This is a genomic window from Priestia sp. TGN 0903 (assembly GCF_050846855.1).
Lineage (GTDB): Bacteria > Bacillota > Bacilli > Bacillales > Bacillaceae_H > Priestia > Priestia zanthoxyli.
In genome coordinates this window covers 283,311-296,122 of sequence record NZ_JBOZGL010000005.1, presented here as the reverse complement: position 1 = coordinate 296,122, position 12,812 = coordinate 283,311, and the positions used below count along the sequence as shown (strand labels likewise).

General features: G+C 39.0%; 12 protein-coding genes and 1 other annotated feature. Of the genes, 6 read left to right on the top strand and 6 right to left on the bottom strand.

The features are described from left to right. The first annotated feature begins 33 nt into the window (after positions 1 to 33). Positions 34 to 837, top strand: coding sequence for a flagellar motor protein MotP (gene motP / locus ACRPLY_RS18965; RefSeq protein WP_033579602.1), 804 nt, complete (start codon positions 34 to 36; stop codon positions 835 to 837). Continuing rightward, a complete protein-coding gene (gene motS, locus ACRPLY_RS18960; RefSeq protein WP_028411813.1) occupies positions 827 to 1,483 on the top strand; it encodes a flagellar motor protein MotS in 657 nt (218 codons plus the stop codon). The genes motP and motS overlap by 11 nt, the downstream gene beginning before the upstream one ends. Before the next feature lie 29 nt (positions 1,484 to 1,512). Here motS and ACRPLY_RS18955 read toward each other — a convergent pair whose 3' ends face one another. Genes ACRPLY_RS18955 through ACRPLY_RS18945 form a run of 3 tightly spaced genes read right to left on the bottom strand, consistent with a single transcriptional unit; the run spans position 1,513 to position 3,980 of the window. Beyond that, positions 1,513 to 2,676, bottom strand: coding sequence for an acetoin utilization protein AcuC (locus ACRPLY_RS18955; RefSeq protein WP_028411812.1), 1,164 nt, complete (start codon positions 2,674 to 2,676; stop codon positions 1,513 to 1,515). Continuing rightward, a complete protein-coding gene (locus ACRPLY_RS18950; protein WP_028411811.1) occupies positions 2,676 to 3,317 on the bottom strand; it encodes an acetoin utilization AcuB family protein in 642 nt (213 codons plus the stop codon). Before ACRPLY_RS18950 ends, ACRPLY_RS18955 begins: the two co-directional genes overlap by 1 nt. Positions 3,318 to 3,347: 30 nt before the next feature. After that, positions 3,348 to 3,980 carry a hypothetical protein gene (locus ACRPLY_RS18945; RefSeq protein ID WP_028411810.1) on the bottom strand — a complete coding sequence of 211 codons (633 nt, stop codon included), beginning with the start codon at positions 3,978 to 3,980 and terminating at the stop codon, positions 3,348 to 3,350. Between the two features lie 284 nt (positions 3,981 to 4,264). Here ACRPLY_RS18945 and acsA point away from each other — a divergent pair, with 284 nt between their 5' ends. Beyond that, the gene (acsA, locus tag ACRPLY_RS18940; RefSeq protein ID WP_028411809.1) at positions 4,265 to 5,980 is read left to right on the top strand and encodes an acetate--CoA ligase; all 1,716 of its coding nucleotides are present in this window, start codon (positions 4,265 to 4,267) and stop codon (positions 5,978 to 5,980) included. A gap of 139 nt (positions 5,981 to 6,119) precedes the next feature. After that, positions 6,120 to 6,330: a binding site (T-box leader), on the top strand. Positions 6,331 to 6,403: 73 nt separating this feature from the next. Continuing rightward, positions 6,404 to 7,663 carry a tyrosine--tRNA ligase gene (gene tyrS / locus ACRPLY_RS18935; protein ID WP_028411808.1) on the top strand — a complete coding sequence of 420 codons (1,260 nt, stop codon included), beginning with the start codon at positions 6,404 to 6,406 and terminating at the stop codon, positions 7,661 to 7,663. A 72-nt stretch (positions 7,664 to 7,735) separates the two neighbouring features. On the opposite strand, the gene rpsD is transcribed toward tyrS, so the two are convergent. Together rpsD and ACRPLY_RS18925 are read right to left on the bottom strand one after the other, a co-directional pair. Further along, positions 7,736 to 8,338, bottom strand: a complete 603-nt coding sequence (gene rpsD / locus ACRPLY_RS18930) for a 30S ribosomal protein S4 (protein ID WP_013059485.1) — start codon at positions 8,336 to 8,338, stop codon at positions 7,736 to 7,738. 415 nt (positions 8,339 to 8,753) lie between these two features. Then, positions 8,754 to 9,233, bottom strand: a complete 480-nt coding sequence (locus ACRPLY_RS18925) for a GAF domain-containing protein (RefSeq protein WP_014458011.1) — start codon at positions 9,231 to 9,233, stop codon at positions 8,754 to 8,756. Between the two features lie 217 nt (positions 9,234 to 9,450). Between ACRPLY_RS18925 and refZ the strand changes: the two genes are divergently transcribed. Next, positions 9,451 to 10,098 carry a forespore capture DNA-binding protein RefZ gene (gene refZ, locus ACRPLY_RS18920; protein ID WP_014458012.1) on the top strand — a complete coding sequence of 216 codons (648 nt, stop codon included), beginning with the start codon at positions 9,451 to 9,453 and terminating at the stop codon, positions 10,096 to 10,098. Here refZ and hisJ read toward each other — a convergent pair. Further along, positions 10,090 to 10,884 carry a histidinol-phosphatase HisJ gene (gene hisJ, locus ACRPLY_RS18915; protein WP_165635102.1) on the bottom strand — a complete coding sequence of 265 codons (795 nt, stop codon included), beginning with the start codon at positions 10,882 to 10,884 and terminating at the stop codon, positions 10,090 to 10,092. The genes refZ and hisJ overlap by 9 nt on opposite strands. 213 nt (positions 10,885 to 11,097) lie before the next feature. Between hisJ and ezrA the strand changes: the two genes are divergently transcribed. Beyond that, entirely contained in the window at positions 11,098 to 12,789 is a 1,692-nt protein-coding gene (gene ezrA, locus ACRPLY_RS18910) for a septation ring formation regulator EzrA (RefSeq protein WP_013059480.1), read from the top strand. Positions 12,790 to 12,812: the final 23 nt, after the last annotated feature.

The following is a 12,812-nucleotide window of genomic DNA, read 5'->3' as shown; positions in this document are numbered from 1 at the left end:
CGAATCCAAAGTTCAGACACGGGGAGATAGAATATGAAAAAAATTGATATGCTCACACCTATAGGGATACTAATTGGTATCTCTATGGTTGTGTTTGGGGTTATTTCAAGTGGAGGAATGAGCGGTTTTTTAGCTTTTATTGATGTGCCATCGATTTTAATTGTACTGGGAGGCGTTTTTGGTACGCTGTGCGTGAGCTTTCCGTTAAAACAATTAAAAAATATGGGAAGAGTAGGGAAACAAGCGTTTCAATCGAAAGAAATAAACGTAGAAGAAATTGTAGGAACATTTGTACATTTATCGGAAAAAGCGCGTCGAGAAGGGCTTCTATCGTTAGAAGCAGAGCTTGAACAAATCGATGATTCATTTGTGAAAAAAGGTATTTTGCTAGCCATTGATGGAGTAGAACCAGAAATGATTCGAGAGCTGCTTGAAGCTGAAATAGCTGCAGTAGAAGAAAGACATACGAGAGGTCGAAGTATGTTTGAAAAAGCAGGCGATTATGCCCCCGCTTGGGGAATGATTGGGACGCTCGTTGGGCTAGTGCTAATGCTTAAAAGCCTTAATACCCCTTCATCGCTTGGGCCTAACATGGCAATTGCTCTTTTAACGACTTTCTACGGGGCGCTGCTTTCAAACTTGTTTTTTCAGCCAATCGCAGCTAAATTAGCTGGTAAAACGGAGCATGAGCTTTTTGTTAAAGAAGTGATTATTGAAGGTGTCATCGGCTTGCAGGCGGGGCAAAATTCTCGCTTTGTGCAAGCAAAGCTAAAAGTATTTGCCCCTGTTGAAAAACGAAAGCTGGAAGAAAAGAGAGAACACGTTCGTGAAGCGTAGAAGAAAAAGGTATTCGGCACAGTCGCCAAAATGGATGGTAACATTTGCTGATTTGGTGACGTTAATATTAGTTTTTTTTATTTTACTATTTTCAATGTCTAGCGTTGATAATCAAAAGTTTCAGACCGTTGTCAATTCGCTTACAAGCGGTGGCTCATTAGCTTCTGTAGAAAAGAGCCAGCAGTCTCAAAAGCTGGATAACATTTTAGCGAAAGTGCAAAATTACCTGAAGGAAAATAAGCTTCAGAATGTTATTACTGCTAAGCGAGATGAACGCGGAGTTGTGCTTATTTTACAAGAACAGGTGCTGTTTGAAACAGGACAGGCAGACATTTTGAAGAAAGGTACCCCTTTCCTGGATGAATTAGGAAGGTTATTCAGTACTATTCCAAATGATATTAAAGTAGAAGGTCATACCGATAATCGACCTATTCACACCTATCGTTATCCATCTAATTGGGAACTATCGGCAGCGCGTGCCAGCGGCGTCATACGTTATTTAACGAACCACTTTTCTCTTTCTGCTAACCGCTTTGAAGCACTTGGATACGGAGATACAAAGCCGCTTGTTCCGAACACGTCTAATGACAATTTACAAAAAAATAGACGCGTCGAAATTATTATTTCAGATCCCGAAGCACAGTGAAAAAGGCCATACGTTTGTATAGCCTTTTTTTAAGAATGAGATGTATGAGAACGAATAGGATAAAGAGCGCGCTCAAGAGTTTGAGCGTTTTTTTCTGTTATTTCTGGTTTTCTTGGAATTGGCTGATAGATATTAGGTTCATCATCCCACTGCGTGCAAATGGGGTGAGGCGATACTTTTGTCCATTTTTCAAGCCATGATAGAGGAAGCATGCCTTCTGCCTTTCGTTCAATCATTTCAAGCCAAATGAATGACCAAGCCCGAGGAACAACCCGCCAAATATCATAACCTCCTCCGCCAACCGCAATCCATCTTCCCTGACAGTATTCATGGGCAATTTCATGAGCAATTTTAGGAATCTCACGGTATATTTTCGTGGTGCCGCATAAATGAGTGAGCGGATCGTAATAATGAGAATCGGCTCCATTTTGTGTCAAGATAACATCTGGTTTAAAAAAAGCAGCTACTTCTTTTAAAGAGGTCTTATAAACGTCGAGCCAAGACTCATCTTCCGTATAAGCATCAACAGGCACATTAAATGAATAACCATAGCCTTCACTGTGCCCGCGTTCGTTAACGTTTCCCGTGCCTGGAAACAAGTAGCGTCCCGTTTCATGAATGGAAAGAGTACAAACGGAAGGATCGTCATAAAATGTCCATTGCACGCCGTCACCATGGTGAGCATCTGTATCGACATAGAGGACGCGCGCGTTGTACTTTTGCTGCATATATTTGATGGCTACCGCGCTATCGTTATAAATACAGAAGCCGGAAGCTTTTCCTCGAAAGCCGTGGTGCAATCCTCCTCCTAAATTTAGAGCATGCTTAGCTTTTCCAGTCATCACATAATCTACAGCCGTAAGTGTACCCCCAACTAAAAACGCACTGGCTTCATGCATGTTGGGAAACATAGGTGTATCTTCTGTTCCAAGACCAAAATCTGCTGCTTTTTCAACAGAAAGCTCGCCGCTTCCTGCTAATTTTACCGCTTGAATATAGCTAGTATCATGGACAAGCTGAAGTTCTTCATCAGATGCCATCCGCGGTAATACAATATCTTGATTGCCTAAAGCGCCAAATTCCCGTAACAGTTCATATGTTAGTTGAACACGAAGCTGGTTAAACGGATGATTATTGCTGAATTTGTACGAAAGAATATCATCTGAATAAATAAATACAGCATTACTAGTCATTACGTCATCTCCGGTAATTTAGGCCATAGCACCTCATAGCCGTTTTCTTTTAATGTATTTATACTAATCAATGGATTAATAGCTTGAATGCGAAGCACAAGGATTTTATATCGTTCATCTACATCAGGGTAGACAAGTACGCTTAAGATGTTTGTTCTCTTTGAACCAAAGAGGGATGTAACTTCAGCGAGCACGCCAGCCTTATTTTCTACTTTTATTTCAATTTGTGAACCTGGCTTATTAGTGCCAGTAAGCTGAATAAACGTATGTAGTAGATCTCTTTCGGTAACAACTCCTACTAACCGCTTGTTTTTTGTGACGGGAATACAACCGATTTGGTGTTCATAAAAAATGCTTGCAATTTCTTCAACAAAATCAAGAGGGTGAGCTGTAATGACTTCTGTTTTCATAATCATCCGCACGGGTTCGGATAGAAGAGCAGATGTATAAGTATTATCTAAAATAGATGGACTTGCATCTCTTACGTCTCGATCAGAAATGATGCCAACTACGTGATGAAGGTCATTAACGATAGGAATATGTCTAATCTTATGTGTATCTAAAAGTTTCATAGCTTCAGCAATCGTATGGTCGGGGGTTAAGGTAACGAGATCGGTTTTCATCATCTCTTCAACAATCATCAGACACAGCTCCTTTTCTTAAAGGTCAGCTCAATACATAAAGCGATTTCGAAAGCGCAGGCTATCAAATTCTTGTATGCTTTCTTGAGGGACTCTGCTCCCGATTCTTACCATCAAACAATTAGCAGGGTGGGAGCTAATCTCCGGATCATCTGTGGCAAACCACGTCAGTCCGCCTTTATTCATCATTTTCTCCATAATTTTGCGGTAATCCCACACATTTAGCCCTGTTCCTTTTAAATCCCAATGCCAGTAGTATTCTGTCGTAATGACAATATAATCTTCCATTGCATCATCCATCATAGATACGATAAGCAAGTTTTTTCCAACAGCGTAGCTGCGAAACGGGGCAGCTACCTCTATAGCTCCTAATTCGATTAAATTCTCCATATTTCCTTCCGACCATCGTTCTAGAGGATCGGGATATAAAAAGGTGACATAACCAATGATTGTATGATGATGACGAGCAATAATGATTCTACCTTCAGGCAAGTTGGCAATCTCGATCAATGCTTCTTTTTGCTGTTCAGGTGGACGAAAGGCCGTTAGTTGCTCATGAAAATCAAGTTGTTGCAAGGTTTGTGAGGAGACAGGTCCTTCAATAACAATTGCTCCAACCGCTGTTTTTAGTTCTTTCATATTGTATGTTTGGGAATGTTTCACATGAATCACCACCTTCAAGCAGTCTTATCTGTATTATAATACAAAAAAAACTCTACATTAAAGCGTTTTCAAAAAATTAAATAAAAGAAAAGGAGTTTTTTCAAAAACATAGAATAGGAAATTAAAAGAGATTCTTGTTAATTCGACACTTATATAACAAAGGTTGTCATATAACAAGGGAGACTATTATCCCAATTCCGACAAATAATTTTTATAAAATTGTGAAAAGTCTATTTTTGTTATATAATAGGTTTGTAAATTTTATACATAAGGGGGAGTTTGTGATGAAGGTGGAAGCGCTTCCTGTAATTGAAGGGGTATACAACTTACAGGACTACGATAAAACGTATCAAACCTTTGACTGGTCACAAGTGGAGAAGGAATTTTCATGGCATGAAACAGGTAAATTAAATGCAGCTTATGAAGCAATTGATAAGCACGCAAACTCTACGCGTAAAAATAAAGTTGCGCTTTATTATCGAGATGCGCAGCGCAATGAAAAATATACATTCAAAGAAATGAAAGAATGGTCAAACAAAGCCGCAAACGTGCTAAAACAAGCAGACGTAGAGAAGGGAGATCGTGTGTTTATCTTTATGCCTCGCTCTCCGGAACTTTATTTTGCATTGTTAGGCGCGGTGAAGCTTGGCGCTATTGTTGGGCCTTTGTTTGAAGCATTCATGGAAGGTGCAGTAAAAGATCGTTTGCAAGACAGTGATGCAAAAGTGTTAATTACAACGCCTGAACTGCTGAGCCGCGTTCCGGTGAAGGATTTGCCAGCTTTAAAACACATTCTCCTTGTAGGGGAAAATGTAGCAGAAGAAGGCATTCAACTAGATTTTCTGAAGCGATTAGAAGCGGCGAATAAAGAGGTGGAGATTGAGTGGGTAGATAGAACAGATGGTATGCTGCTTCATTATACATCAGGTTCAACTGGAAAACCAAAAGGGGTGCTTCACGTTCATAATGCAATGCTTCAGCATTATCAAACTGCTAAGTGGGTGCTCGACTTAAAAGATGACGATGTGTATTGGTGTACAGCAGATCCGGGTTGGGTAACGGGAACTTCCTACGGAATTTTTGGTCCTTGGCTTGCTGGAGCAACAAATGTGATTGTAGGAGGACGCTTTAGTCCAGATGCATGGTATCAAGCACTTGAAGATTTTGGCGTAACGGTTTGGTACAGTGCGCCTACAGCATTTCGTATGCTAATGGGTGCTGGCGATGACTTAGTTAAACGCTATGATTTAAGCAGCCTGAGACATGTATTAAGCGTGGGAGAACCATTAAATCCTGAAGTGGTACGCTGGGGAATGAAGGTTTTCCAAAAACGTATTCATGACACGTGGTGGATGACTGAAACTGGAGGTCAGACGATTTGTAATTACCCGTCTATGAAAATTAAACCAGGATCTATGGGAAAACCTATTCCGGGTGTACAAGCAGCAATCGTTGACGATCAAGGACAAGAGCTTCCACCTTATCGAATGGGTAACTTAGCAATTAAAAAAGGCTGGCCATCTATGATGCATGCAATTTGGAACAACAAGGAAAAGTATGAGTCATACTTTATGCCAGGCGACTGGTACGTATCAGGTGATTCCGCGTATATGGATGAAGACGGTTATTTTTGGTTCCAAGGCCGAATTGATGACGTTATTATGACCGCAGGAGAACGAGTTGGTCCATTTGAAGTAGAAAGTAAGCTTGTTGAACACCCTGCTGTAGCAGAAGCGGGTGTCATTGGTAAGCCTGATCCTGTGCGTGGGGAAATTATTAAAGCGTTTATCGCACTTAGAGATGGGTATGAATCTTCAGATGAACTGATTGAAGATATTCGTCAATTTGTGAAAAAAGGGTTAGCTGCTCATGCAGCTCCACGTGAAATCGAGTTTAAAGATAAGCTACCTAAAACACGAAGCGGTAAAATTATGCGTCGCGTTTTAAAAGCGTGGGAATTAGATTTGCCAACGGGCGATTTGTCGACGATGGAAGACTAAGGAGTAAACGTTTCAATCTTTGTATGGAAAATAAGTGATTTTTATAAAGTTCAAACAGCCAGCTGTTTGAACTTTTTTTTGGACTTGAATTTTAAAATGAAATCATTCATAATTGTGGGGTGTAAACTTTTAAATAAAATAAACTGCAGTGATAGGAAGAAGTAATACTTGTCTCCCTGTTTAAGAGAGCTGATGGTTGCTGAAAATCAGTACATAGACAAATATGAAATACGTCCTTGAGCATCTTTTGTGAACTTACAGTAGCAAAAGACGGGTAGACCGTTACATCATTTAAGTGGGAAATAATTTATTTCCAAATAGGGTGGTACCGCGATATTTTCGTCCCTTCTTTTTTAAGAAGGGGCGTTTTTTATGTTGTTCAACAAATTGTAACGAGCAATTAGATAAAGGAGAGAATATAACATGGATATTTTACAAGATCTTGAGTTTCGAGGGCTCATTAATCAACAAACGGATGAAAAAGGTTTAAATGAACTTTTGAGTAAAGAGTCTGTTCGTTTGTACTGTGGATTCGATCCAACAGCCGACAGCCTTCACATCGGCCACATGCTTCCTGTTTTAATTTTGCGTCGCTTTCAACAAGCTGGACACCAACCGATTGCATTAGTTGGTGGAGGTACGGGTCTTATTGGAGATCCAAGCGGTAAAAAAGCAGAGCGTACGTTAAATGAAAAAGAAACGGTTGCTATGTTTAGTGAGCGTATTAAAGGTCAGCTTTCACGCTTCTTAGATTTTGAAGAAGGTGAAAATGCAGCGGTTATTGCGAATAACTATGACTGGATTGGCACGTTAGATGTTATTACATTCCTACGAGATATCGGTAAAAACTTTGGTATTAACTACATGATGGCAAAGGATTCTGTTCAATCTCGTATCGAATCAGGCATCTCATTTACGGAATTCAGCTACATGATTTTACAATCATATGATTTCTTGAACTTATACCAAACGTATAACTGTAAGCTTCAAATTGGCGGCAGCGACCAATGGGGAAATATTACAGCTGGCTTAGAATTAATTCGTAAATCAGAAGAAGATGCAAAAGCATTTGGATTAACAGTTCCGCTTGTAACAAAAGCAGACGGCACGAAGTTCGGTAAAACAGAAGGCGGAGCAATTTGGTTAGACGCTGAAAAAACAAGTCCGTATGAATTCTACCAGTTCTGGATCAATACAGATGATCGTGATGTTATAAAATATTTAAAATACTTTACATTCTTATCACATGAAGAAATTAATGAATTAGCAGCATCTGCAAAAGAAGCGCCTGAAAAACGCGAAGCACAAAAAGCACTAGCAGCGGCGATGACTACGCTTGTACACGGTGAAGAAGCTCTTGAGCAAGCCATTCGTATTTCGCAAGCTTTATTTAACGGAAGTATTTCAGAGTTAACAGCAGAAGAAATTAAGCAAGGATTCAAGGATGTTCCTTCTTACACGCATACAGGTGAAGATATTGGTTTAATCGATTTACTTGTAGAAAGTAAAATCTCTCCTTCTAAACGTCAAGCGCGTGAAGATATTTCAAACGGTGCGATTTACTTAAACGGTGAGCGTGAGCAAGATTTGCAAAAAACAGTAGGAGCAGAAGACCGTATTGAAGGTCAATTTACAGTAATTCGTCGAGGCAAGAAAAAATATACGCTTATTCAATACGCATAAAAAAAGGCCGAAAGGCCTTTTTTTGTATAAAGACAGTAAAAAAGCCGCTCCATAGGGAACGGCTTTTTACTATTAACGAGAGTAGAACTCTACGATTAGTGCTTCGTTGATTTCAGCAGATAATTCAGAACGCTCAGGTAAGCGAGTGAATGTACCTTCTAATTTCTCAGCGTCTACTGTTAAGTAGTCTGGTACGAAGTTGTTAACTTCAAGCGCTTCTTTCACGATTGAAAGGTTGCGAGATTTTTCGCGAACACCGATCACTTGACCAGGTTGTACACGGTAAGATGGGATGTCAACGCGTTTACCGTCAACTAAAACGTGACCGTGGTTAACTAATTGACGAGCTTGACGACGAGTGCGTGCAAGACCCATACGGTATACTAAGTTATCAAGACGAGCTTCTAAAAGAATCATGAAGTTCTCACCGTGCTTACCAGTTAATTTACCAGCAGCAACGAATAAGTTACGGAATTGACGCTCAGTTACACCATACATGTGGCGTAATTTTTGCTTTTCTTGTAATTGTAAACCGTACTCAGAAATTTTCTTACGTTGACCTGGGCCGTGTGGACCTGGAGCGTAAGGGCGTTTTTCTAATTCTTTACCTGTACCACTTAGAGAAAGACCTAAGCGACGAGAGATTTTCCAACTTGGACCTGTATAACGAGCCATGATGACTCCTCCTTGTTTGTGTTTTTATTTTATGCAAAACAAAAACAGACACATTCTAGCGATATGCTCATTTTGTTTTCATGTACCATCGCTCTAGCAGCAGAGAGTTACACGATACACCATCTTTTTAAAAGAATTGCTACTTCTGTAAAACAACCTTTTAATGAGGAACAAAATGAAAAAACATAAAGAAGATTGTATAAGCTGCAATATTTCACACAACGAGTATTATAGGTGTTTCCTCGTATAAAGTCAAGGAAGATTGAAGATTAAAAGATTGTAAAAGAAAGGATATATTCATTTGAAGTATGAAAAGAGAAGAAAGAACGTAAGAAAACGGTGGTGATGGCTAATCAAACGTTTGTTTAATAAGCAAAAACCGCTGATTTGCAGCGGTTTTTTTGCTTATTCATATTTAAAGAAAAGAAGTGAGTTCTTTGACGAATTCTTCAAGATACTGTTGATCGATTTCATCAAAGCGATTTTTGATTGGACTGTCAATATCAAGAACACCTAAAAGCTGACCGTCTTTTACAATTGGTACAACGATTTCAGATTGAGAAGCGGCATCACATGCAATGTGGCCAGGGAAGGCGTGAACATCTTCAATTCGCTCTGTTTTTTGATTTTGAGCTGCTGTACCGCATACGCCTTTTCCAAGTGGAATACGAACGCAAGCCGGCAGTCCCTGGAAAGGTCCAAGCACTAACTCCCCGTCTTCCATTAAATAAAAACCTACCCAGTTTACTTCATTTAAAAATTGATTTAGCAAAGCTGAAGCATTTGCTAGATTAGCAATCGTATTGCTTTCTCCTTCTAATAAGGCGCGTAATTGCTTAATTACTAATTCATAATCCTTTTGTTTTGAGCCGCTGTAGTTTTCGACATTAAACAATGTATTCTCCTCCATTCAACATAAGATTTAATGAATTTTTATCAGGAAACGTCAGTTTTAACGCTACTTTGTCGATAAAAGATTACAGGAACTAAAAAGCCTATCACGAATTATGTAGAGAGGCTACTAAAATCCTTTTTAAATACTGTAACGATTTCTACACAATTTTGCAATCATATGTGTTTTGTAAAAATAAATCGAAATGAGGTGTAGATAGATGGCTGTACAGTCAAAAACGAAAGAGAAAATTATTGATGCGGCCGTTTCTCTTTTTAACGTAAAAGGTTTTGATGGTACGTCGGTGCGCGAGATTGCAGGAAAAGCGAAAGTGAACGTAGCGAATATTTCATATTATTTTCATAGCAAAGAAGGATTGCTTGAAAGTTTAGTGATTTCTTATTTTGAAGGTTATATTGGGGTGTTGGAGCAAGCATTTCAAGAAATGAAAAAGCTGTCTTCAACAGAAAGTATGATCGTAATGATTCGAGCTATCTTACATTACCAGCACGAAAATAGGCATATTGCCCGGCTCGTATATAGAGAAATCTCTCTTGACACGATTTTAATTCGAGAAGTTATGACTACGTATTTAACCAAGGAAAAATACTACTTAAAAACAATCCTTGAAAGAGGGATGAAAGAAAAGGAGTTTCGAAAGCTGCACGTTTCCTTTACAATCATTGAGCTTAAGGGCATGCTGTCTATGCCTTATCTTCATCCTCAGTACCTAAGTGAAGTTCTTCATATATTGCCTCACGAACCGTATTTTGTTCAGCAATATGCGATTGAGCTTGAGCGATGGGTGCACACAACGGTATGTTTGCCATATGAACGGACAAACAAACTTCGCGTTCAATTATCTTAAATGAAGCTCTCTATAGCCTTGGCCTAAATCCTTCGCACAGTGGGCGTCTGACCCATATACGAGAGGGATTTTTTTCTGTTGGGCTGCCTTTACGACAAAGGGAGCTGGATACGCTTCCTTGCACAAAGGTTTAAACAACCCTGCACCATTATAATCCAACGCCAGATCTTTCATTTTTATTTCATCGAGTATTGATAAAATAATAGGGGAAAGTGTGTCTTCATATGGAAAGCGAGTTTGAAATTTATGTACGAGTGTCATATGACCAATGCGCTTGGGCTTATAAACGCCTAAATTGGCCTGTACAGAGCGTAATACCGTGTTGTAATACTTATCATATACTTTGCTTACGCTGCCGAATTTCTGTACAATATGTGCAAATACGTCAGCGCTAAAATCTAGGCAGTCATATTCTTCTTCATATTTTAAGAAGTGAACCGAAAGGATGCTGTCATCAAGATAAGGACCATATTCGTTTAAGAACTCTGTTGTTTCGTGTTCAAATCCTTCAATAAAGTCAACTTCCAATCCGATATTAATACGAATATCGCGCTCAAATTCTTTTTTTACTTGCTGTACGTTTTGAATGTAGCGATCAAGTTTGTCAGGATCCATTCCGCTGTCTCGATCAGGCGTCGGATCAATGAAGCTTTTTGGTAACGGAGCATGCTCTGTAAACGAAATCTCGCCAAAGTTCAGGGAAATCGCCTGTTCAACATATTGTTGCAATGAATCAGGCGAACCGTGTGGGCAAAATGGAGTATGAATATGTTTGTCAACTTTCATAAAAAATGCCTCCTTTTTTCTTCTTTTTCCATTGTAACGACACAAAGTGACTCCATGCCAATATTTTGTATAAAAAAATTTAATTTTTTGCTCAAAAGTTGGGCTTTACATGGTATCATAAAAACATTGACGCAAAAAAATTTAAAGGATTAAATTCACCCTTTTTATAAATAAGAAACTTGTCATGTAGAACGTACTGTAAGGGGGCTTAGTATGGAATTCATTATAGCACTAATCATACTCATTATCGGATTAGTTGTGTACGGAATGTTTTCACGTAAAAAGATTTATCAAGAAATTGATCGCCTGGAAACGATCAAAGTCGAATTAGCAAATACGCCAGTTGCAGAGGAAATTTCAAAAGTAAAAGAATTGAACATGACAGGTCAAACTGAAGAGCTATTTGAACGTTGGCGTGAGCAGTGGGATGAAATTATATCAACTAATCTCCCCAAAATTGATAAAGAACTGTTTGAAACGGAAGAAGCAGCAGATAAATACCGATTTAAAAAAGCGAAGCAGTTATCTATACATATTGATCAAGCCTTAGAACAAACCAAGATAGATATTGAAAACATACTTACTGAACTTCAAAATTTAATTGGTAGCGAACAAGATAATCGATATGATATTGAGGAATTAAATCAGCTTCACCGCCATGTGAAGAAAAAATTGCTCGCACATCGGTATTCCTATGGAAATGCTGAAAAAACGTTAGAATACGCAATTAATACATCTAAAGAGCAGTTTAAAAAATACGAGGAAGAGACGATTAACGGAAACTATCTTCAAGCACGTGAGATTGTTCTTCAATTAAAAACTGATTTAACAGCTATTGATTCGTATTTAGAACAAATTCCGAAAGTGTTAGTTGAGTGTCAGACCACTCTTCCTGTTCAATTCAATGAACTGCTTGACGGGTTCCGCGAAATGAGTGAGCAGGGATATGTGTTAGATCATCTGCAAGTAGAAGAAACGGTAGAGCTTTTAAAACAAGAAACTGCTGAAATTATTGCAGATATTGAAGAATTATATGTGGAAGAAGCGATTACAAAACTAGATGATGTGAACGAACGCTTAGAGCAGTTATATGACTCACTTGAGCATGAGGTTTTCTCCTATCATAAAATGAACCGTGAATCTCATACGGTATCTAACTTCCTTCGTATGCTTCAAGAACGAAACCGTGAACTTCGTGAAGAAACGCTATTTGTACAGCAGAGCTATCATTTTAAAGAGCGCGATTTAGACGTATATTACAAAATGGATCGCGAACTAAAACGATTGACTAACTTGTACTATAATATTTCGGACAAGGTGGCGGAGCACAATTTAGCCTACAGTGTGATCCAAGAAGAACTCGAAGACGTTTCCAAACAGCTTAACCAATTAAAAGAATCTCAGGAATCCTATAGCGATATGCTACAAGCTCTTCGCAAAGATGAGCTCTCGGCTAAGGACAAAATAGAAGAACTGAAATCTCAGTTGATTGAAGCAAGACGCCTTATTCAAAAAAGCAACCTTCCCGGTGTTCCTGAAGAATACAAAGTGCAGCTTGAAAAAACGGTTCATATCTTAAATGAAGTAACCGCTAAGCTGAAAGAAAAACCGCTTAATATTCAAGCTGTTCAATCTTTACTTGAAGATGCTGTTGGTTTTGTTCAGGATACATTTGATGAAACAGAGGCAATGTTAGAAGAGGCGCGACTCGTTGAAAGAGTGATTCAATACGGTAACCGTTATAGAAGTACTCATCACTCGATTGCACAGTCTTTAGAAGAAGCAGAAGAAGCGTTTCGTCATTACGAATACAAAGAAGCATTAAAACAGGCATCTGCAGCTATTGAGCAAGTAGATCCTGGTGCGCTGGATCGTATACAGCGTATTGTATCTTCACAGAGTTAAAAAGCTCGTGTCCAAAGGACACG

Coding starts and splice junctions, on each gene's coding strand:
- motP (WP_033579602.1), top strand. CDS start 34: ATGAAAAAAATTGATATGCTCACACCTATAGGGATACTAATTGGTATC.
- ACRPLY_RS18955 (WP_028411812.1), bottom strand. CDS start 2,676: ATGACTAGTAATGCTGTATTTATTTATTCAGATGATATTCTTTCGTAC.
- ACRPLY_RS18950 (WP_028411811.1), bottom strand. CDS start 3,317: ATGATTGTTGAAGAGATGATGAAAACCGATCTCGTTACCTTAACCCCC.
- acsA (WP_028411809.1), top strand. CDS start 4,265: ATGAAGGTGGAAGCGCTTCCTGTAATTGAAGGGGTATACAACTTACAG.
- tyrS (WP_028411808.1), top strand. CDS start 6,404: ATGGATATTTTACAAGATCTTGAGTTTCGAGGGCTCATTAATCAACAA.
- rpsD (WP_013059485.1), bottom strand. CDS start 8,338: ATGGCTCGTTATACAGGTCCAAGTTGGAAAATCTCTCGTCGCTTAGGT.
- refZ (WP_014458012.1), top strand. CDS start 9,451: ATGGCTGTACAGTCAAAAACGAAAGAGAAAATTATTGATGCGGCCGTT.
- hisJ (WP_165635102.1), bottom strand. CDS start 10,884: ATGAAAGTTGACAAACATATTCATACTCCATTTTGCCCACACGGTTCG.
- ezrA (WP_013059480.1), top strand. CDS start 11,098: ATGGAATTCATTATAGCACTAATCATACTCATTATCGGATTAGTTGTG.